Origin of the sequence: Ochrobactrum sp. RH2CCR150 (genome assembly GCA_014138095.1) — a bacterium.
GTDB classification, from domain to species: domain Bacteria; phylum Pseudomonadota; class Alphaproteobacteria; order Rhizobiales; family Rhizobiaceae; genus Brucella; species Brucella gambitense.
In genome coordinates, this window is sequence record JACGXE010000003.1 from 401,684 (window position 1) to 423,248 (window position 21,565).

Below are 21,565 nucleotides of genomic sequence, written 5' to 3' on the forward strand. Positions count from 1 at the left end.
GAGGATTATCGAGCGGATAACGCAAAACAGGTGCTCTAATGACGAAGAACTGGACCCCGCATTCCTGGAGAAACAAACCGATCAAGCAAGTGCCGTTTTATCCAGACGCACAGGCTTTGAACGACGTTGAGGCCCGTCTTCGCACCTATCCGCCATTGGTTTTTGCAGGCGAGGCGCGCAAGCTCAAGCAGCAGCTCGCAGCTGTAGCGGAAGGCAAGGCATTCCTGCTTCAGGGCGGCGACTGCGCCGAAAGCTTCGCTGAACATGGCGCGGACAATATCCGCGACTTCTTCCGCGTGTTCCTGCAAATGGCTGTCGTTCTCACCTTTGGTGCTTCCAAGCCGGTGGTGAAGGTTGGTCGTATTGCCGGTCAGTTCGCCAAGCCGCGTTCGTCGGATATGGAAACGAAGGATGGCATCGAGCTGCCGTCCTACCGTGGCGATATCATCAACGGCATCGATTTCGATGAATCCTCGCGCACGCCCGATCCGCAGCGTCAGGACATGGCGTACCGCCAGTCGGCAGCGACGCTCAACCTGCTGCGTGCATTCGCGCAGGGTGGCTATGCCAATCTGGAAAACGTGCACCAGTGGATGCTCGGCTTCGTTGGCAAGAGCCCACAGGCAGAACGTTACACTGCTCTGGCGCAGCGCATCTCCGAAACGATGCACTTCATGCGCGCTATCGGCATCACTTCCGATAGCAACCATTCGCTGCGCGAGACGGATTTCTACACCAGCCATGAAGCACTGCTTCTCGGCTATGAGGAAGCGCTGACCCGCGTCGACTCCACGTCGGGTGATTGGTACGGCACGTCCGGTCACATGATCTGGATCGGTGATCGCACGCGTCAGGCTGACCATGCGCATATCGAATATTGCCGTGGTATCAAGAACCCGCTCGGTCTCAAGTGCGGCCCGTCGTTGCAGCCGGATGATCTCATCCGCCTGATCGACCTGCTCAACCCGGAAAACGAAGCTGGCCGTCTGACGCTCATCGCGCGTTTCGGCTACGATAAGGTGGGCGATCACCTGCCGCAGCTCATCCGCGCTGTCGAAAAGGAAGGCCGCAAGGTTGTCTGGTCCTGCGATCCGATGCATGGCAACACGATCACTGCTGGCGGTTACAAGACGCGTCCGTTCGACCGTATCCTCAAGGAAGTGGAATCCTTCTTCGCGATCCATCGCGCCGAAGGCACGCATCCGGGTGGCATCCATGTCGAAATGACCGGCAAGAACGTCACGGAATGCACGGGCGGCGCCCGCGCCATTTCGGCAGACGATCTTCAGGACCGCTACCACACGCATTGCGATCCGCGCCTCAACGCCGATCAGGCATTGGAACTGGCATTCCTGCTGGCCGAACTCCTCAAGAAGGAGCGTGATGCGGGCGCTGACAAGCAGGTCGCAAGCGCCTGATCAGTTCTTAAATAGCTATCGTTACGCAGGGCGGAGGTTTCGATCTCCGCCCTGTTGCTTTTGAAGCAAAGTTCTCTAAAGCATTCTCGGACAACAGCGCGAAATCGTGACCAGTGTCTTTTGGGGGTATTTATGCAGCGCATTTTTCTGGCTTTCCTAAACTCCATGCGGGCGCTGAAATATCTCGCGGGCAATGAAAAGGCTGTGCAGCAGGAACTTGTACTATTCCTGATCTCTTTGCCGGTTGCATTCTTCCTAGCGCCAACGTGGCTGGCCTTCCTGTTGATGACCGGCTCGATCCTGTTTCTGATGATGGTTGAAATTCTGAATACCGGTATCGAGGCGACATGCGATGCCGTTTCACTCGATTTTCATAAGGAAATCCAGATTGCGAAGGATTGCGGCTCGTTAGCTGTGCTGATTGCTATTATATTTGTCGTCGCAACATGGGGATATGTACTGATATCGGCTTTCTACGCTTAAAAAGAGTATATATTAATTGTAATAATTGGCATTCGAATAGTTTCTTCGTTATTGGTATTTCGTAATTTGTACTGACTGGTAACTTCTCTTGGAAATGAATCCAGGAGAAGGTAATGACCAGAATAATTTATCTGTTCTTGTTGCTGATATTCGTAGTTTCGGCTGGGCTTTATTTTATCGATGCTCACGCGGCCGATGCTGCGCCTTCGAAAACGAATGCGCATCATTGTGATAGTTATGAAAAACTGGCGGATTACATTCGTTGTCTTCCTACAACACCGAACACGGACGGGAAGTGATTTACGACGAACAACAGAGTTTGAGAGTTGCACTCTCCGGGTGACGTGAACAATTTAAGTCGGTTTTGTCAGCAATCGGGACCAATCTTCCAAGGGGAGGCAGTGCCGATCATTGCATCCCTTCCACTCCCACGCTAAATCTCTGACAGAAATAGTGTTGGTGAGAATCTCATTATGCTTCGTATTGCAGTCGCGCAGCTCAATCCCGTCATGGGCGATATCGCCGGAAATCTTGTTAAGGCTCGCGCGGCTCGCGCGCAGGCTGCCGAGATGAAGGCCGATCTCATCCTGTTCACAGAGCTGTTCATTGCCGGTTATCCGCCTGAAGATCTGGTGCTGAAGCCATCCTTCGTTGCATCCTGCGAGAATGCGGTGCGCGAACTCGCCGCCGATACGGCGGATGGCGGGCCGGGGGTTATCATCGGAACCCCTTTGCGGCGCGAAAGCGGTTTGCACAATTCGGTCATGGTGCTGGATGGCGGCGAAGTAATCGCCGAGCGGTTCAAGGTCGATCTGCCGAATTACGGCGAGTTTGACGAAAAGCGCGTTTTCGAGGCTGGCCCGCTGCTCGGCCCGGTCAATTTCCGTGGCGTGCGCATTGGTATTCCGATCTGCGAGGATATCTGGGGTGAACTTGGCGTTTCGGAAACACTTGCCGAAAGTGGTGCTGAATTCCTGCTCGTGCCCAATGGCTCTCCCTATCATCGCGGCAAGCTGGACTTCCGCTATCAGGTGGTTCTGAAGCAGGTGCTGCTGGCAGAATTACCGATGCTCTATGTCAATCAGGTTGGCGGACAGGATGAGCTTGTCTTCGACGGCGCGTCATTCGCTTTCAATCCGGGCAATAATTTCCCGTGCCTGCAAATGCCGCAATTTGCCGAGCAGATCGCCTTGACGATCTGGCGGCGTGACGGTGACACATGGCGTTGTGAAGAGGGCGAGAAGGCCACGCTTCCGGAAGGACTGGAAACGGACTATTCCGCTTGCGTGCTGGGCCTGCGCGACTATGTGAACAAGAATGGTTTCAAGGATGTCGTTCTCGGTCTTTCCGGCGGCATCGACTCGGCAATTTGCGCTGCCATGGGCGTCGATGCATTGGGGCCGGAGCGTGTGCGCTGCATCATGTTGCCATATCGCTATACATCGGATGAATCCCTGAAAGACGCAGCCGATTGCGCCAAGGCGCTTGGTGTGCGTTACAATATCGTGCCAATCGCTGAACCGGTCGAAGGCTTCATGAGCGCGCTTCAGCCGCTCTTTGCTGGAACAAACAGCGGTGTGACCGAAGAAAACCTGCAAAGCCGTGCGCGTGGCACGATCCTGATGGCCGTGTCGAACAAATTCGGCTCCATGGTCGTCACGACCGGCAACAAGTCGGAAATGTCGGTCGGCTATGCTACGCTTTATGGTGACATGAATGGCGGCTTCAATCCGATCAAGGACGTGTACAAGATGCAGGTCTATGCGATGTCGGAATGGCGCAACAGCCATGTTCCGCAAGGTTCGCTCGGACCGGCAGGCGAGGTGATCCCATACAATATCATCTCCAAGGCACCGTCCGCCGAATTGCGTGAGAACCAGACCGATCAGGACAGCTTGCCGCCTTATCCTGTGCTCGACGATATTCTGGAATGTCTAGTCGAAAACGAAATGAGCAATGCTGATATTGTTGCCCGTGGTCATCCGGTTGAGACCGTGCAACGGATCGAACATCTGCTCTATCTGGCTGAATACAAGCGCAGGCAATCTGCGCCCGGTGTAAAGATTACCAGGAAGAATTTTGGACGCGATCGCCGTTATCCCATAACGAACCGCTTCCGCGACCGCTGAACATACTGACTGAAAGCCTTTGAAATGACTGTAACTGTGCGTTTCGCTCCGTCGCCGACGGGCTATATTCATATCGGCAACACGCGCACTGCGCTGTCTAACTGGCTTTTCGCCAAGAAAAACGGCGGCAGATTCATCCTGCGCTATGACGATACGGATGTTGAACGGTCGCGTGTGGAATATGCCGAGGCTATTGCCGTTGATCTGGACTGGCTGGGCGTTAAACCGGACCGCGTCGAATATCAGTCGAAGCGTTTTGATGTTTATGCCCGCGCAGTGGAAAAGCTGAAGGCCGCAGGGCTGCTTTATGCCTGCTATGAAACCGCTGACGAGCTGGAGCGCCGCCGCAAGCTGCGCTTGGCGCGCCGCCTGCCGCCGGTTTACGGTCGCGAGGCGTTGAAAATCACCGATGCGGAAAAGGCAGCTTTCGAAGCCGAAGGCCGCAAGCCGCATTGGCGTTTCCTGCTGCCGAATTTCGAGAGCGATCCGTTTGCAACGCAGCGCACCGAAGTTCATTGGGACGATCTGGTACGAGGTCCTCAGGTAGTCGATCTGGCATCCATGTCGGACCCGGTGCTGGTGCGTGAAGACGGCACCTATCTCTATACGCTGCCTTCGGTCGTGGATGATATCGATCTCGGCGTCAGCCATATTATCCGTGGCGACGACCATGTGACAAACACGGGCGTGCAGATTGCGATCTTCCGTGCACTTGGCGCTGAGCCGCCGGTTTTCGGACACCACAATCTGCTGACGACCACGACAGGCGAAGGGCTTTCAAAGCGCACGGGTGCGCTTTCGGTCGGCTCGCTGCGTGAAAACGGCTACGAGCCGATGGCGGTTGCTTCGCTGGCTATCCTCATCGGCACGTCGGAAAACGTCGCCGCCGCGCCAACCATGGATGCCCTGGCAGAACGTTTCGATCTGGCGTCGATTTCAAAATCGTCGGCCAAATTCGACCCGGCAGAACTGGACACGCTCAATCGCGCATTGCTGCACGAAATGTCTTTTGCAGACGCCAAGCCGCGTCTCACTGCGCTTGGTATTGATAGCGAGAAGGCCGAGCCATTCTGGCTCGCCGTGCGCGGCAATCTGGATCGCTTCGGCGATGTGCAGCATTGGTGGCAGATCGTGACCGGCGATTTGCCGGAAGCGCCGGAACTGTCGGATGAAGATCGCGAATTTGCACGCGCCGCGTTTACGCTTTTGCCGGCAGGCCCATGGGATCAGCAGACGTGGAAGATTTGGACGGATGCAGTCAAGTCGGAAACGGGACGCAAGGGCAAGGGGCTCTTCATGCCGTTGCGTCTGGCGCTGACTGGACAGGCTCACGGGCCAGAACTGGCCGACCTTCTGGTACTGATGGGCCCGGAAAAGGTGCAAAGCCGACAGCCCTGATCGGATCATTTCCGATAGGAAATAAAAAAGCCGGCACAGTGGATACTGTGCCGGCTTTCTTGTTTTGGAAGATGCTTACTTGCGAATCTTTGCCTTGCGGGCAGGCGCTTCGCCTGCGCGCTGCAGCGCTTCCACAACCGACAGAGCGGTCATGTTGACGACACCGCGCGAGGTGACCGAAGGCGTCAGAATATGCGCCGGGCGGGCTGCTCCGAGCAGGATCGGGCCGACATGCAGCGCATCGGTGACGGTCTTGACGACATTGAGCGTGATATTCGCTGCATCGAGGTTCGGGAAAACCAGAAGATTGGCTTCACCCTTGAGGCGCGAATCCGGGAACACGCGGTCGCGCAGCGCCTGAGACAGGGCCGAGTCACCGTGCATTTCACCATCGGATTCGAGGTCTGGAGCCTTTTCCGCGAGAATGGCCGCAGCCTGACGCATCTTTTCCGCGCTGGCACTTTCCTTCGAACCGAAGTTCGAATGCGAAACGAGAGCAGCCTTCGGGACGATACCGAACCGGTCGATTTCCTTGGCGGCGAGAATTGCCATTTCGGCAAGCTCACTCGCATTCGGATCGACATTCACGTAGGTGTCGGTCAGGAACAGCGCACCGCGTTGCGAAATCAGCAGGCTAAGTGCGGAGTAATCGCGGATACCCGGGACAATGCCGATGATCTGGCGCACAACGCGCAGATGGCGCTCGAACCGGCCTTCGAGACCGCAGATCATCGCATCCGCTTCGTCGCGCATCACGGCGAGTGCCGCAATCGCGGTTGAATTGGTGCGCACGATGGTGCGGGCAGCTTCCGGCGTGACGCCCTGACGACCCGTATAAGACAGGTACAGGTCGACATAGTCGCGGTAGCGTGGATCGTCTTCCGGGTTGATCAGTTCAAAATCAACGCCCTGACGGATTTTCAAACCATAGCGGCGCAGGCGTGTTTCGACAACTTGCGGACGGCCGACGAGGATTGGCGCTGCGATACGTTCTTCGATCACCACCTGCGCGGCGCGCAGCACGCGCTCATCTTCACCATCGGCATAGATAACGCGCTTCGGCTTGTCCTGCGAACGGGCCGCAGCGAAAACAGGCTTCATGATGAGGCCCGAGCGGAACACGAAGCGGTTCAGCCTGTCGAGATAGGCTTCCATGTCTTCGATCGGGCGCGTGGCGACACCGGTTTCCATCGCAGCCTTGGCGACAGCCGGAGCAATACGCAGGATCAGGCGCTGATCGAAGGGCGAGGGAATGATGTAATCCGGGCCGAAGGTCGGTGTATCGCCAGAATAGGCCTTGGCGGCCACATCGGAAGGTTCTTCGCGCGCAAGCGATGCAATAGCACGCACGGCGGCAAGCTTCATCTCTTCATTGATCGCGGTTGCGCCGACATCGAGCGCGCCGCGGAAGATGTATGGGAAGCAAAGAACGTTGTTGACCTGGTTTGGATAGTCGGAGCGTCCGGTGCAGATCATGGCGTCGGCGCGCGCAGCGCGTGCTTCCTCTGGCATGATTTCCGGCTTTGGATTGGCAAGCGCCATGATCAGCGGTTTTTCGGCCATCTGATTGAGCAATTCCGGCTTCAAAACGCCCGCGGCTGAAAGGCCGAGGAAAACATCCGCACCGCCAATGACATCGGCCAGCGTGCGTGCGTCGGTCTTCTGCGCATAGATTTCTTTCCACCGGTCCATCAGCGTGTTGCGGCCTTCATAGACCACACCTTCCAGATCGCAGACCCAGATGTTTTCACGCTTGGCGCCGAGATTGACGAGAAGATTGAGGCAGGCGAGAGCCGCCGCACCGGCACCCGAGGTGACGATCTTGGCGTCTGCAATCTGCTTGCCCGCAAGTTCCAGACCGTTCAGCACGGCGGCGGCCACGATGATCGCCGTACCATGCTGGTCGTCATGGAAAACCGGAATATTCATCTTGGCGCGAAGCTGTTCTTCAACTTCGAAACATTCCGGTGCCTTGATGTCTTCCAGATTAATGCCGCCGAAGGTCGGTTCAAGAGCGGAAACCACATCGACAACGCGGTTGATTTCAAGCGCATCGATTTCGATATCAAAAACATCGATATCGGCGAATTTCTTGAACAGGACGGCCTTGCCTTCCATGACCGGCTTCGATGCAAGCGCGCCGATATTGCCGAGGCCGAGAACAGCCGTACCGTTCGAAACGACCGCCACGAGGTTGCCGCGCGCCGTATACTCGGCAGCGGTTGCCGGGTCTTCCTGAATAGCGAGGCAGGGCGCGGCCACGCCCGGCGAATAAGCGAGCGCAAGGTCACGCTGGTTTCCGAGCGGCTTGGTTGCCTGGATTTCCAGCTTTCCGGGCTTCGGATATCGATGGAAAAACAGAGCTGCTTCATCGAAGTCCGAACGCGTCGGCGTGGAAGGAGTTTTCTTGGTCATAGTCGCATCGCTTTCCATTTTTCCGCACCGCCGGGATGATGAGCGGCGCGTGGAGGGTGCAATCACATGCACACCGAGCCTTTAAACACGTGGGTCGGGCGCTTTGGGTTTTAGCTTAAACTCTCACGTCCCATTAGGCCCGTTTTGGAGAATGAGTTTATCTGTAATGTTGTGGCCGCATCAGAAGGCACTTTGATAAGCGCCGCCGTCAATAACGAGATTCTGGCCCGTTATATAGCCTGCATGCTGCGAGCAGAGAAAGGCGCAAGCCTTTCCGAACTCTTCCGGCTGGCCAATCCGTCCGGCCGGGATACGCGCCGCGCGCTTTGCGGCTTCCGCTTCTGCGGTGGTGCCGGTCTTCTGCGCGGAGAAGGCAAAGCCCTTGCGCAGACGGTCCGTATCGAAGGCGCCGGGCAGAATATTGTTGATGGTGACATTGGCCCCCGCAACGGTTCGCGCAACGCCAGCCAGGAAGGCCGTCAGCCCGGCACGAGCGCCGGACGACAGGTCTAGCCCCGGAATGGGCGCATAGACCGAAGTGGAGGTGATGTTGACGATACGACCAAAGCCGCGTTCGACCATGCCGTCGATGACGGCCTTGATCAACTCAAGCGGGGTGACCATGTTCTGTGTCACACCATCGAGAATGGCTTCGCGGTCGAGCAGGCGGAAGTCGCGGAACGGCGGCCCGCCATTATTGTTGACGAGAATATCGGGGTTGGGGCAGGCGGCAAGCAAAGCCTGCTGGCCTTCCGGGGTCGAAACATCAGCAGCCACAGTAACCACATTGACGCCATAGGCTGAGCGGATGGCTTCAGCTGCTTCAAGCAGCGTTTCTTCACTTCGACCGTTCAGCACGATATCGCATCCTGCTTCAGCCAGTGCTTCGGCGCAGGCGCGGCCCAGACCTTTGCTGGAAGCGCATACGATTGCCTTGCGACCTTTCAAGCCCAAATCCACGGCTCGATCCTCTTTGCTTTTTTAAAGGTCATGGAGACATGCCACCAAGCACCAAGTGCAATCAACCGGATTCTGGTTGACGCGGTGATGTGTCCACTTTTCTCATGCTCGAATGGGGCGTTTTTCGGTGTTTTTCACGCTCAATATTCGGTGATCATAGCTTTCAGATGGCTGTCAGCTCGTTCGCCGCTGTCATATGCGCGTTACAGTCCCGTCATGCCTCTGTGACATGAATCAGGTTCTCTGCATGCAGTTTCAGGTTGCCATTGAGAGGGACAACCAAAATGAGCACTGACGCAGCACAGGCGAAGAAATTCCGGACGATTTTCATCTCGGATGTGCATTTGGGTTCCAAGGCCGCACAGGCCGACCTGCTTCTCGATTTCCTGCGTTACCATGATGCGGATACGATGTATCTGGTCGGCGACATCGTCGACGGCTGGCGGTTGCGGCGCAACTGGCACTGGCCGCAGGAACATAACGACGTTGTGCAGAAGCTGCTGCGTAAAAGCCGCAAGGGCACCAACATCATCTATATTGCCGGCAATCACGATGAGTTCCTGCGTAATTTTCAGGGAACACATTTTGGCGGCATCGAAGTCATGAACCGCTCCATTCACGAGACGGCGGATGGCCGCAAGTTTCTTGTGATCCACGGCGATCAGTTCGACGTGGTGGTGCGCAATGCGCGCTTTATCGCTTATCTCGGCGACTGGGCCTACGATACCGCGATCTGGATCAACACATTGATGAACCGTGTGCGGTCCCTGTTCGGTCTGCGCTACTGGTCATTTTCGGCCTGGGCGAAGTTCCGGGTGAAAAAAGCGGTCAATTTCATCGGTGAGTTTGAAACGGTGGTGTCTGAAGAGGCGAAGCGTATCGGTGTTGATGGCGTCATTTGCGGCCATATTCACCACGCCACCATCGAAAAGATGAATGATGTTGAATATATCAACACCGGTGACTGGGTGGAAAGCTGTACAGCAGTGCTGGAGCATTTCGACGGGCGTATGGAACTGGTCAGCTGGACCCAGATGCGCGACGAAAAATCGTCCGGCGGCAAGGCCATTGCTCACGATACTTCCGCTGATGATAACAGAATAGTCCGGCTTCCCCGCGCGGCCCGTAATGCGGCGAAAATTGCCGGATGAACAAGCTCGTCATCGTCACCGACGCCTGGCATCCACAAGTCAACGGTGTTGTTCGGACACTGACCAAATGCCAGGAAATGATGCGTGCACGGGGTTACGAAGTGGTCGTCGTTTCGCCACTCGATTATAAGTCGTTTCCGTGCCCGACCTATCCCGAGATCAGGCTTGCTCTCACAACGCCCGGTGCATTTCGGCGGCGGCTCGTCCGGATGAAGCCGGATTATATCCATATCGCCACCGAAGGCCCGCTGGGCTACATGGCGCGGCAGGCGTGCATGAAAATGGGCTGGAGCTTTACCACCAGTTTTCACACGCGCTTTCCTGAATATGTGGCGGAGCGTTTTCCGGTTCCGTTGAGCTGGAGCTACGCATTTCTGCGGCACTTCCACAATGCCGCTTCGCATACCCTCGTTCCAACACAGTCTATTCTGGATGATCTGAAAGAGCGCGGCTTTACTGGTCTCAATCTGTGGACACGTGGCGTGGACCGGGGTGTCTTCCACGCTCGCGCCAATGTGAACCGCGATCTGCCGGGGCCAGTCTTCATCTGCGTTGGGCGCGTAGCGACGGAAAAGAATCTTCCAGCGTTTCTCAGTCTCGATCTTCCCGGCACCAAATTGATCGTCGGTGATGGCCCGGCGCTTGATGATCTGAAATCACGCTTCCCGGGTGCGGTATTTGTCGGCAAGCGAGAAGGCGAGGCACTTGCGGAAACCTATGCTTCGGCAGACGTCTTCGTTTTCCCCAGCCGGACAGACACTTTCGGTCTCGTACTACTAGAAGCAATTGCGTCAGGCTTGCCTGTCGCGGCATTTCCCGTACCGGGATCAAAAGACGTCATCGGCGCGACGGGTGCAGGTGTTCTTTCCGAGGATTTGCGCGCGGCCTGCATGGCCGCGCTGGAGCTTGAACCCTTCGATCCCGAGCAGGTTCTAAAGCCTTTTACGTGGGAAACCTGTGCCGACATTTTTGAAGAGGCTTTGACCTCGATTGCTGGTGATCGCCCTTCGCGAACCTATCAGGAGGCCGCTCAGCCCCAGACTGTCGCTTCCGGCGGATAAACAAGCGCACCATCATAGCGAAGGCCCGGATCGCGATCATGCGCAAGGAGCAGCGGTCCGTCCAGATCCACAACCGTTGCCTTCTGGGCGAGCAGCACGGCAGGCGCCATGCCGAGCGATGTGCCCACCATGCAGCCGACCATGATTTTCAGGCCGAGACCCATGGCCTTTTCGCGCATGACCAGCCCTTCGGTCAGTCCGCCAGCCTTGTCGAGCTTGATGTTCACGGCGTCGTAGCGCTTGGCGAGTTCTTCCAGACCTTCTGACGTATGAACGCTTTCATCGGCGCAGATCATGACTGGACGCTCGATCTGGCTCAGGATTGCATCCTTGCCAGCGGGTAGGGGTTGCTCGATCAGGATCACGCCCGCATCGGCAGCAGCTCGCATGTTTTCGGCAATATTGGCGTCGGTCCAACCTTCATTCGCATCGATGATGATGCGGCTGTTCGGTGCCGCAGCGGCAACGGCGCGAATGCGCTCAATGTCGTTGTCGCCGCCCATCTTCACCTTGATCAGCGGATAATGTGCAACCTTGACTGTCGATTCCGCCATTTCCTCGGGCGTGCCCAGCGAAACGGTAATCGCGGTTTCCAGCGGCTTGAACTCACCGCCCAGCGTATCGGCAACGCGTTTGCCAGTGATCTTGGCTTCCAGATCCCACAAGGCGCAGTCAACGGCGTTGCGAGCAGCGCCGGCAGGCATCAGCTTCTGGATGTCCTGGCGCGTTACGCCGCTTTCGATTTGTGCCCGGACGGCTTCGATCGCGGCAGTGACGCTTTCAATGCTCTCACCATAGCGCGCATAAGGAACGCATTCGCCGCGCCCCAGATGCTCACCGTTGCCGATTGCACACACAACAACAGCAGCTTCGGTCTTTGACCCGCGAGAAATTGTGAATTTTCCAGCGATAGGGTAGCGTTCAACGAGGATGTTCAAGGTATTCTGCATGGAGAGCCTTCCGAATCTCAATCCCGAAAAGTTGATGGGCTTTTGGGATGAGATAGTGCGTGAGAGCGCGAAATTGGGGTATTCGTCTGATTCATCGGGCGGATGCTCCAATACGCTGTATTTCGGTCGTGTTACGACTCGTATATGAGGTTTGCCATGTTGACCGACACTGCTGACAAAGCAAGAGCTGCTGCGAATGTCGCGCCAAAGATCGATGTGACGGATCAGGATGGCGTGCGCCTTGTTCGCCTGAGTGGTCGCTGGGTTTCGCAAAGCGTCCATCTCGTCGATGACAAAATGCGTAGCCTCGAAAAAGTCGCGAATGGTCAATCCATACAAATCGATGCTTCCGGTATCTCCGGCCTCGACACGGCAGGCGCTTGGCTTGTCGAGCGGTTGAGGCAGCGTCTGGTCACCAATAAGGCTGATGTGAAGCTTGAAGGTGTCCGTGAAGCCTGGTCTCCACTGATGGATGAGGTTGGCGGAGCGGTAGAGCGGGCACTGGATGTTCCTCGTGTCAAGAAGCCGTTCTTTCTGATAGCGTTTCTGGCCGCTTTGGGGGGCGGTGTCGTATCGATTTTCGACGACTTCAAAATGTCGATGCATATTCTGGGCGCGACTATTCGTGGCGCGCAGCTCAAATATGGTCGCGGAAGCGGCATTCCGATTGCAGCCATCGTAACGCAGATGGACCGCATGGGCGTCGGCGCCATTCCCATTATCATCCTGATGTCGACCATCGTCGGCGCGATCATCGCGCAGCAGGGCGCGTTTCAGCTTCGTTACTTCGGTGCTGAAATTTTCGTCGTCGATCTGGTTGGCATTCTGGTCTTGCGTGAATTGGGTGTGCTTTTGACCGCGATCATGATCGCCGGTCGTTCCGGCAGCGCGATAACGGCGGAAATCGGCTCCATGAAAATGCGCGAGGAGACCGATGCGCTGACTGTTATCGGGCTCAATCCCGTTGGTGTTCTGGTTTTTCCGCGCCTTGTTGCGCTTGTGATCGTGTTGCCGCTGCTGACCATTATATCCAATCTGGCCGCATTGGTCGGCGCAGGCGGAGTCGCATGGTTCTATTCCAATATCTCGCCAGAGGCCTTTATCAGCCGTCTGCATGATGCGGTGGCGCTGAACACCTATTTTGCCGGTTTGATCAAAGCGCCATTCATGGCGATGATTATTGGTATTCTTGCTTCGGTCGAAGGTATGAAGGTCGGCGGAAGTGCGGAATCACTTGGACGCCGGGTCACCGCATCGGTGGTGAAGGCTATTTTCGTGGTCATTGTCGTGGATGGCATGTTCGCGATGTTCTACGCCGCGATTAATTTCTAGAGATTTATATGACCGTTGTTTTGTTTGGGTTCTTTGAGACACAGTTACACAGAAAACTGAACCTGCGGTCGCTTTCGGCTGTTCAGTTGGAAGCTTGGCTCGGTTAAAGAATAGATATGGAGAACGGTATCGACGTAGAGTCGCAGCCACAGCAGGATGAAAGCCATCGCACGACGAAACCGATCATATCGGTACGCGACGTGACGGTTTCGTTTGGCCGTTCGCCGGTGCTGGATAAGCTTTCGCTCGATATCTACAAGGGTGAGGTTCTGGGTTTCATTGGTCCTTCAGGGGCCGGCAAGTCCGTGCTGATGCGCACCATTCTGGGGCTGAACAAGAAGCAGTCTGGCGAAATCGAAATTCTCGGTCGCAACATTGATCGCCTCAATGAGATGGAGAAGATGGCCATCGACATGCGGATGGGCGTTCTCTTCCAGCATGGTGCACTGTTTTCCGCGCTCAATGTGCTTGAGAATATTCAGGTGCCGATGCGCGAATATCTCGATCTGTCGCCAAAGCTGATGGATGAGCTGGCCCGACTGAAGATCGATCTGGTGGGACTGAAGCCGGATACGGCAGAGAAATTTCCGTCGGAGCTTTCCGGCGGCATGATCAAGCGCGCCGCTTTGGCGCGCGCGCTGGCGCTCGATCCGGACATCGTCTTTCTCGACGAGCCGACATCAGGGCTTGATCCTATCGGTGCTGCGGAGTTCGACGAACTGATCGCGAACCTGCGCGATACGATGGGCCTGACCGTCTATATGGTCACGCACGATCTCGACAGTCTATTCGCTATCTGCGACCGGATAGCTGTTCTGGGCAACAAGAAAGTGCTGGTCAGTGGCACAATCGAAGACATGCTGCATGTAGACGATCCTTGGGTTAAATCCTATTTTCGGGGCAAGCGTGCGCGCCAGATTGATCCTTCGGCGCCAACTAGACGGCGGCCCGGCAGCCGCTTGCAGACGGGATAAAATATGGAAACAAAAGCCAATTACGTTCTGGTCGGGGTTTTCACGCTGCTTGTCAGCCTGCTGGCTTTCGGATTCGTGTACTGGATCGCTCGTTTCGGTGAGGCTCGCGATTCCATTCCTATGGATGTGCGCATTCCAGGCTCTGTGACGGGCTTGTCTGTCGGCAGCCAGGTGCTCTTCAACGGTATCAAGGTTGGTGATGTTCGTGGTTTGCATCTCGATGAGAGCAACCCGGAAATGGTGATCGTGCAGACCCGCGTAAACGGCAGTACGCCCATCACGCGTTCGACTGCTGCAACGCTTGGTTTTCAGGGCCTGACCGGTCAAGCCTATATTGAACTCAAAGGCGGACGTCTGGATGAACCGAACCTGCTGACGGAAGCAGCCAAGGAAGATACCGTCGCACGTATCGATGCCGACCCTTCTGCGGTCAACAATCTCCTTGCTACGGCGCAGGACATTTTTGGACGCGCCAACACCGTTCTCGGCGAGCTGGAAGGTTTCGTCAAAGAGGCCCGTGGTCCTCTGACCGACACGATCAACAACACCAAGACATTCACCGATGCATTGGCCAAGAATGCCGATGTCATCGACGAACTCGGCTCCAATGCCGGTAATATCAGGCAGATCGTCGAAGACGCGAAGGAAACGATGGCGCGTCTCAATGCTGCTTCGGTTCGTGTTGACGGTATTCTGGCCAAGACCGACAAGCTCTTGTCCACGGACGACAAGGACGGTGTTGTGGCGCAGGCCAAGGCAACGCTTGAATCCATTCGTCAGACTTCGGACAATCTCGACAAGCGTTTGGGACCCATTGCAGATAACTTGCAGCGTTTCTCCGGCCAGGGTCTTCGGGACGTGCAGTCGGTGGTTGTTGATAGCCGCCGCTCCATACAGCGCATCGAGCAGGCCATCACAGAGCTCGAACGCAACCCGCAACGTTTGATTTTCGGCGGGCAAGGCAGTGTACCTCAGTATAATGGAAGGGCGCGTCATTGATATTCTCGGCTGAAAATTCGAAAAGCGGGTTTATGGGCGTGAAATCGCGTCGCAACCTTCCTCTTGCGGGTTCTGTCTCTCTGGTTCTGGCAGCGGTTCTTGCCGGTTGTGGAACGACACCTCTCGATACGTTTAATCTCTCGACGCCGAAGCCAGCGGTTTCGTCGCCGAGCCGCAAGAGCTTGCAGTTGCTGATCCCAACGCCGACGGCGTTGAAGGCACTCGACAGCGAAAACATCGTGATCAGTTCCGCGCCGGGTTCCATCGAGTATCTCAAGGGAGCGCAGTGGGGCGACAGGCTGACGAATATCGTCCAATCCCGCCTCGTCCAGGCCTATGAAAATACCGGTGTGTTTAGCGGCGTTGGCCGTCCGGGTGACGGTCTGGCGATCAATTACCAGATCCTGACCGATCTTCGCATGTTCGGCGTTCAGGTTAGCGGCGGCTCCAGAACGGCTGTTGTAGAGCTGGCCATCAAGCTCATGAATGATAAAACCGGTGAAGTACGCGCAACGCGCGTGTTTCGCAGTACCGCGCCTGTTAGCGGAACCGGCAATGCGGCTTACGTGAAGGCGCTGGATGCAGCATTTGACCGTGCTGCAAATGAAATTGTCAGCTGGACGGTTTCGGCTATTTAGAGCGCATCCCGAAAAGTGTGAAACGGTTTTCGGAAAAGATGCGCGTTAAAACAAAGGCTTAGAGCGCCGATCTGATACAATCAGATCGAAACGCGCTCTAAGTCGCGTAGACGGTCGAGCCATTCAACAGAAATGAATAAGGCGGGGTACAAACCCCGCCTTTCTTTTATCAGGTATCGGAAAGCCACTTATGGCGAACCGCTGCCGTGTCATAAAGACGGGCAGTTTCCCGGAATTTCCTTCAGTCGGGGCAATAAAAAACGCGGCCCGAAGGCCGCGTTCTGAATGGTTTTGACTCTGGCGCTTGTTAGCGAAGGCGACCGCTGGCATGGGCCAGCATGGTGTAAACCTTGCCGGTATCGGACGTCAGATAGGTCTGCGTCACCATGTTGTCGCGGTCGTTACGGGCGACATCTTCAAGCAGGCGCTGGAAGTCGTCCATGTAACGGTCCACGGCGCGGCGGAATTCGCCATCCGTCTGATACTTGCGCTTGATGTCGTCAAACGTCTGCTGGCCCTTGAGCGTGTAGAGGCGACGGGTGAACACGTTGCGCTCGCCACGGCGGTAGCGGTCCCAAAGTTCAACCGATGCTTCGTGATCGATAGCGCGGGCGATATCGACCGAAAGCGAGTTTAGCGATTCAACCACATGGCTCGGCGAACGCGGAGCGGCGGTTGGCTGTGCCTTTGGCTGAACGGCTTCTTCTTCCTCACGCGATGCGCGGGCAAGGAGATCGGAAACCCAGCCACGAGGTTTTTCAGCGGTAGCAGCAGGTGCCGTTGCAGCCGGAGCCTTTGGCATTTCAACCGGACGCTGGCGAACGGCGACATCAGCCTGTGCGACCGGGGCAGCGGGCGCCTGAACCGGGGCCGGGCGCTGTGCAGCGGGTGCAGGACGCGAAACCGGGCGGTCTGCGCGGCTTTCGCCAACATCGACCAGACGGCCAGACTTGTTGACGATCTCAGCCAGCTCCTTGAGCGCGCTGATCTGCTCACTCACGGCCTTGCGCATGGCAGTCGTGGTTTCCTTGGCTTCGGCAGGCATATCGAGAACGCCGCGCTTCAGCTCGCCACGCGTGGTGTTCAGCTCGGTGCGGATTTCGCCAGCGGTGCGACGGATATCGTCGGTTGCTGCCGAGAACTTCTGCGCTGCCTGCTCGACGATCTCCGAAACGCTTTCGCGCATCTTTTCCGCCGATGCTCGGGTTTGGCCTTCTGCGCGCTGGAATGCCGAAGCAACCAGAGTTTCGAAGGACTGCATGAGCTTTTCGATGCCTTCCGACTTTTCGACGAGGCCGGATGCCAGCTTGTCGAGCGCCTGCTGGCGGTCGGACAGTGTGGTAACCAGACCGTTCTGAGCCGAATTGATCATGTCGGAGGCCGAGGAAAGAACCTTTCCATGGTCTTCGAAACGGTCGGCAATGTCGGCAATCTGCGACAGGGTGCTATCGGAAAGCGCACGCAGCGTACCGATATTGGTGTCGATCAGACCGGTCGATGCCTGGAACATCTGCGCGGCGCGGTTGGTGTTCTCGACAAAGCTCGACGTGGTGTCGACGAGACGTCCGTCGATGTCAGTCAGGTTGCGCGTTGCAGCGTCGATCAGCTTGCCAAGCTCGCCATTCGACGTGGAGAGGCGGTCGATCAGCTCGCTGACATTGTCGGAGAGACCAGCCTTTGCCTGCTGAACAGCGGCGATGGTTTCTGCCGTGCGGTTTGCCAGGGCATTGACCAGAGCGGCATTTTCCGAACGCAGGCGGTCGGTTGCGGCATGGGTTGCTTCTTCAAGCTGCTGTGCCAGACCGCGTCCGCTATCGGCAAGGCGCTGTACCAGCGGCTCTGCCGTATCGTTGAGGATCTTGGTGATTTCCTGCGAGCGGGCAGAGAGAACTGCATTGAGTTCACGCGTGCGCTCTTCAAGCGTAACAGCCGTCGTATCCGTGACCTGCGCGATGCGGGCTTCCACAGAACCGAGTTCCATTGTGATGCGCGAGCCAATGTCACCGAGACGGGTGGCAATTGCGTCGGCGCGTTCAGCAAGACGGGCTTCGGTGCCTGCCAGATTGTCGGCAACGCTGACCGAGAAGGTTTCGCTATGACCGGCAAGGGTCTCGCTCGTCTTCGATGCGGTATCGGCGATGCGAGCCTCGATAGCGCTGAGTTCGCCGGTGAGGCGGTTCTCGATGGCTTCCAGGCCGCTCGCAATAGCGCCAGCGCGTTCATTGAGGCGGATTTCGGTGCCTGCCAGATTATCGACAACGCTGGCTGCAAAAGCTTCGCTGTGACCGGCAAGGGTCTCGCTCGTCTTGGTTGCCGTATCGGCAATGCGTGCTTCGATGGAACCGAGTTCGCCGGTAAGGCGGGTTTCAATGTCGCCAAGGCGTCCGGCAATCACGTCGGCGCGGTCACCGAGACGTGCTTCCGTACCCGACAGATTGTCGATCAGGCGCGCGCTGAAGGCTTCGCCGAAGCCATCCAGAGCCTGACCGGCCTTGGCAGCTTCTGCGGAAAGTGTGCTTGCAGCTTCGCCGATCTTCTCACGCAGCGAGGTGGCAACAACACCGGCGCTCTGTTCCAGCGCACGGCGAACATTGTCGACGCCGATAGATAGCGCCTTTTCCATGGTCTGCGTGCGTTCTTCGATAATGCCGGTCTGGCCTGCGAAAGCATCGTTGATGACGGCGCTGCTATCCGCAATGACGTTACGCAGGTTGGCAGTATGCTCTTCAATGGCGCCGTTCTGACCCGCGAATGCCTGATTGATGACGGCTCCGCTTTCAGCGATGACACTGCGCAGATTGGCGGTGTGTCCTTCGATAATGCCGGTCTGACCTTCGAAAGCCTGACCGATTGCCGAAGCACTGTCGGCAATTGCGCCGCGCAGATTGGCGGTACGCTGATCCAGAACATCGCTGTGGTCTTGCAGGGACTGGTTGAGCGAAGAGGTGCTGTCGCTGAGCGTTGCGCGGATGGCCGCTGCACGCGTTTCAATCGTCTGCTCATGGCCGTTCAGAATGTCGACCAGCGAGTCGTTATGGTTGCTCAGAACAGCGCGCAGGCCGCTTGTGCGTTCTTCAACATGACGAACATGTTCGCCAAGCGTTGCTTCGAAAGCATCGCGTCCGGCTGCGATGGATTGGCCGAGCGTCGCGGCGCGTTCGTCCAGAATGCGTGCCAGCGAAGACTGGTTGTCGGCAATGAGCGCCTGAAGCGAGTTGACGCGTTCATCAAAGGCGCGCGCCATGACTTCGCGATTTTCATTGAAATTATCGCGCATTGCAGCCGTGCGTTCATCCATCAGCTGAGCAAGCATGGCCTGATTGCCGGTGATGACGGTATGCAGCGCGGTAGCGCGTTCTTCGAGCGAGCGGGCATGATCGGCAAAGCTCGCATCCAGCAGGGCCGAATGGCTCGCCATGGCCTGCCGCAGCGCATTGGTACGCTCTGCCAGAATGGCGGCATGATTGTCGGCGACAGAGTTGAGCGCCGACGCGCTGCCGTCAATCGCATTGCGAATGTCATCGGTGCGGGCCGCCAGCGTATCGGCGTGTCCGCGGATAACTTCCGAAACACGGTCGGTTTCGCCTTCCAGCGAAGCGGCCAGCACATCGCGGCTTTCGGCCAGCTTGCCTGCAAAGGCCGCTGCCTTTTCACCGAGAAGATTGCCGACGCTTTCACCGATCGAGGTCAGATCGTCGCTGATCTTCGTCTTGGTTTCATCGATCATCGAGCTCAGCGAAGCGCGACCGCCGGAGAAGGTCTCGGCGATTTCACGCGTGCGGGCGATAAGGTTTTCGTTGATCTGACGCGAACGGGTTTCGAGAGCGGCGTTGAGCTTTTCTGTGCTGCTGTCGAGTGCATGGGCGCGAGCCTCGAACTCGGAAAGCAGGGCATGACCGCGTTCGGACAAGGTGCCTTCCAGATTGGCAAGGCGCGTGTCGAATTCGCTGACCATCGATTCCGTGGAGCTGCCAAGCAGATTGGCAATGCCAGCGGCACGTTCGTCGAGAGCTGTCGTGAAGCGTTCGGAAATCGTGCGGGACTGTTCGTCCAGCGTCGCGATACGCGTATCGAGCAGATTGGCAAAAGCCTCGCCCGAAGTCGTGATGCGCGAGCCGATGTCGCCGGTCCGGGTTTCAATGGCTTCAGCAATAGAGCTGCCGCTTTCATTGATGCTGCCGATCAGGCGTTCGCCGGATTCGCTCAACAGCGAGCTGAGTTGCTGGGAAGCAGACAGAACATTGTCGCGAATGATGTTGGATGCGCTCGACAGTTCTTCCTTGAGCTGTTCATGCGCGCCGGAAATCGAGGAGCGGACGCGTTCAGCATGACTGACAACGGCTTCACGCTCATTACCCAGATCACCGACCAACGAACGAATACGAACTTCATTGTCGCTATAGGCGCGTTCAAGCTGATTGACTTCAGACTGAACGAGGGTTTCCAGCTCGACCGCACGGGCAAGCGTGCGCTCGATGCCTTCATTCATTGCAGCCACTTCGCGGCGCACGGCCTGGCTCAGCGTCGAAACGCGGTCAGCCGATACGGCTTCCGGCTGAAGCAGCTTCATGGCGGCTTCAGACATGCTGCGCGCAGCGTTGTGCATTTCCTGCGCACGCTTCACAAGCTGCGCAAAGCCCCAGAACATGGCGACGGGCAGGGCAACGCCTGCAACCACACCAATGCCTGCAGGTGAGGTGAAGAAGTTTTGGGTGGCTTCAAGACTGGAGAAGACAGTCGGATCGATAGCCTTGCTAATCGCGACGCCACCGGCGGCCCAAAGCACGCTGATCGCCGTCGTGGTCCAGTAAAGCTTGGATGTACGCTCGGTTACACGGCGCGGTGCGGTCGCGATAGCGCGGTCGTTGCGGGAATCGTCATTGGCGGGCGTGCGCGCAGCAGGTGTTGCAACGCTGACGGTTGCTGCCGGAGCGACAGGACGCAGGATGGCTTCCGGAGCTTCCGGCACGTCTGCAAGCTGAGGCGAAGGAGCGGCTTGCGTCGTGTCGGGCTTAACCGGGGCAGGTTTGTGCGGCGTATTGGCGACGATTTGCTGTATTGGCTGCTGCACGGAAGGCGCGGCTTTGACCACCGGCGGCACGGGCGGCGCGGCAGGCGTGGCGATGACGGATGCAGAAACGATGGGCGCGACCCTGGTTTCGATTGCCGCTGCTGCGACCTTCGCCGGCTCTGCTGCCTTCGTGTTCTGTTCCGCGACCAGCTCTTCAGCAGCGCGCGAAATCTGCTCTTCCAGATCGTCGACCGAGAAGCTCTCGTCGAACGCACTTAAGTCCATATCGATATCGAGATCATCACCGAAGTCGATGTCGAGTGCCTGTTCTAGTGCCTTTTCAACCTCAAGGTCGAGCTTCTGTGCCTTGGATTTGGAAGCCATTGTTCGCCTACCTCGTACTCAATTACCGTGACGGCCGGATCGTCAAAGAGCCGTTACTAAACTTTATCCGCCATTTTGCATCGTACCGGCTCGGTCCTGTTAAGGAAATAGGCGACGCCCGCTGATGCCTAAAACTTTAAATACAAGGTTAACAGAAAACGTTTGGGTTCACTAAAATGCGATGTTTCCGGGCTTTTTGCAATTATCAGCAAGTTGTGGAAATCAGCAGGGGTCGCTTTTTGCCATTCGAAAGGCGGTGCGA

At 56.9% G+C, this 21,565-nt stretch carries 15 protein-coding genes; 11 read left to right on the forward strand and 4 right to left on the reverse strand.

From position 1 onward, the window contains the following. Positions 1 to 38: 38 nt before the first annotated feature. The 5 genes from FHW03_RS09455 (at position 39) to gltX (ending at position 5,428) form a co-directional block, all read left to right on the forward strand. A complete protein-coding gene (locus FHW03_RS09455) occupies positions 39 to 1,418 on the forward strand; it encodes a class II 3-deoxy-7-phosphoheptulonate synthase (RefSeq protein WP_078338555.1) in 1,380 nt (459 codons plus the stop codon). Between the two features lie 132 nt (positions 1,419 to 1,550). Next, positions 1,551 to 1,901: a diacylglycerol kinase gene (locus FHW03_RS09460; protein WP_182520383.1), complete on the forward strand. Its 351-nt coding sequence runs from the start codon at positions 1,551 to 1,553 to the stop codon at positions 1,899 to 1,901. A gap of 113 nt (positions 1,902 to 2,014) precedes the next feature. Continuing rightward, positions 2,015 to 2,200: a hypothetical protein gene (locus tag FHW03_RS09465; protein WP_182520384.1), complete on the forward strand. Its 186-nt coding sequence runs from the start codon at positions 2,015 to 2,017 to the stop codon at positions 2,198 to 2,200. 174 nt (positions 2,201 to 2,374) lie between these two features. Then, entirely contained in the window at positions 2,375 to 4,030 is a 1,656-nt protein-coding gene (locus FHW03_RS09470) for an NAD+ synthase (RefSeq protein WP_182520385.1), read from the forward strand. Positions 4,031 to 4,054: 24 nt separating this feature from the next. Then, the gene (gltX, locus tag FHW03_RS09475) at positions 4,055 to 5,428 is read left to right on the forward strand and encodes a glutamate--tRNA ligase (protein ID WP_182520386.1); all 1,374 of its coding nucleotides are present in this window, start codon (positions 4,055 to 4,057) and stop codon (positions 5,426 to 5,428) included. A gap of 75 nt (positions 5,429 to 5,503) precedes the next feature. Here the strand turns inward: gltX and FHW03_RS09480 are convergent, their stop codons facing one another. Together FHW03_RS09480 and FHW03_RS09485 are read right to left on the reverse strand one after the other, a co-directional pair. Continuing rightward, positions 5,504 to 7,843 carry an NADP-dependent malic enzyme gene (locus FHW03_RS09480; RefSeq protein WP_182520387.1) on the reverse strand — a complete coding sequence of 780 codons (2,340 nt, stop codon included), beginning with the start codon at positions 7,841 to 7,843 and terminating at the stop codon, positions 5,504 to 5,506. Between the two features lie 180 nt (positions 7,844 to 8,023). Then, complete coding sequence (locus FHW03_RS09485; protein ID WP_182520388.1) at positions 8,024 to 8,803, reverse strand: SDR family oxidoreductase; 780 nt, start codon at positions 8,801 to 8,803, stop codon at positions 8,024 to 8,026. Between the two features lie 284 nt (positions 8,804 to 9,087). Here FHW03_RS09485 and FHW03_RS09490 point away from each other — a divergent pair, with 284 nt between their 5' ends. Both FHW03_RS09490 and FHW03_RS09495 read left to right on the forward strand, forming a co-directional pair. After that, positions 9,088 to 9,954, forward strand: coding sequence for a UDP-2,3-diacylglucosamine diphosphatase (locus FHW03_RS09490; RefSeq protein WP_182520389.1), 867 nt, complete (start codon positions 9,088 to 9,090; stop codon positions 9,952 to 9,954). Then, a complete protein-coding gene (locus tag FHW03_RS09495) occupies positions 9,951 to 11,015 on the forward strand; it encodes a glycosyltransferase family 1 protein (RefSeq protein ID WP_182520390.1) in 1,065 nt (354 codons plus the stop codon). The genes FHW03_RS09490 and FHW03_RS09495 overlap by 4 nt, the downstream gene beginning before the upstream one ends. Here the strand turns inward: FHW03_RS09495 and dgcA are convergent. Further along, positions 10,985 to 11,965: an N-acetyl-D-Glu racemase DgcA gene (dgcA, locus tag FHW03_RS09500; protein ID WP_182520391.1), complete on the reverse strand. Its 981-nt coding sequence runs from the start codon at positions 11,963 to 11,965 to the stop codon at positions 10,985 to 10,987. The genes FHW03_RS09495 and dgcA overlap by 31 nt on opposite strands. 156 nt (positions 11,966 to 12,121) lie before the next feature. On the opposite strand from dgcA, the gene FHW03_RS09505 reads away from it, so the two are divergent. The 4 genes from FHW03_RS09505 (at position 12,122) to FHW03_RS09520 (ending at position 15,908) form a co-directional block, all read left to right on the forward strand. After that, a complete protein-coding gene (locus tag FHW03_RS09505; RefSeq protein ID WP_182520392.1) occupies positions 12,122 to 13,297 on the forward strand; it encodes an ABC transporter permease in 1,176 nt (391 codons plus the stop codon). Positions 13,298 to 13,413: 116 nt separating this feature from the next. Then, positions 13,414 to 14,271 carry an ABC transporter ATP-binding protein gene (locus FHW03_RS09510; RefSeq protein ID WP_182520393.1) on the forward strand — a complete coding sequence of 286 codons (858 nt, stop codon included), beginning with the start codon at positions 13,414 to 13,416 and terminating at the stop codon, positions 14,269 to 14,271. A gap of 3 nt (positions 14,272 to 14,274) precedes the next feature. Next, a complete protein-coding gene (locus FHW03_RS09515) occupies positions 14,275 to 15,270 on the forward strand; it encodes an MlaD family protein (protein ID WP_182520394.1) in 996 nt (331 codons plus the stop codon). A gap of 32 nt (positions 15,271 to 15,302) precedes the next feature. Further along, on the forward strand, positions 15,303 to 15,908 hold the full coding sequence (locus FHW03_RS09520; protein WP_182520395.1) for an ABC-type transport auxiliary lipoprotein family protein: 606 nt from the start codon (positions 15,303 to 15,305) through the stop codon (positions 15,906 to 15,908). Positions 15,909 to 16,215: 307 nt separating this feature from the next. Here the strand turns inward: FHW03_RS09520 and FHW03_RS09525 are convergent, their stop codons facing one another. Continuing rightward, on the reverse strand, positions 16,216 to 21,303 hold the full coding sequence (locus FHW03_RS09525) for a kinesin (RefSeq protein ID WP_182520396.1): 5,088 nt from the start codon (positions 21,301 to 21,303) through the stop codon (positions 16,216 to 16,218). Positions 21,304 to 21,565 lie beyond the last annotated feature (262 nt).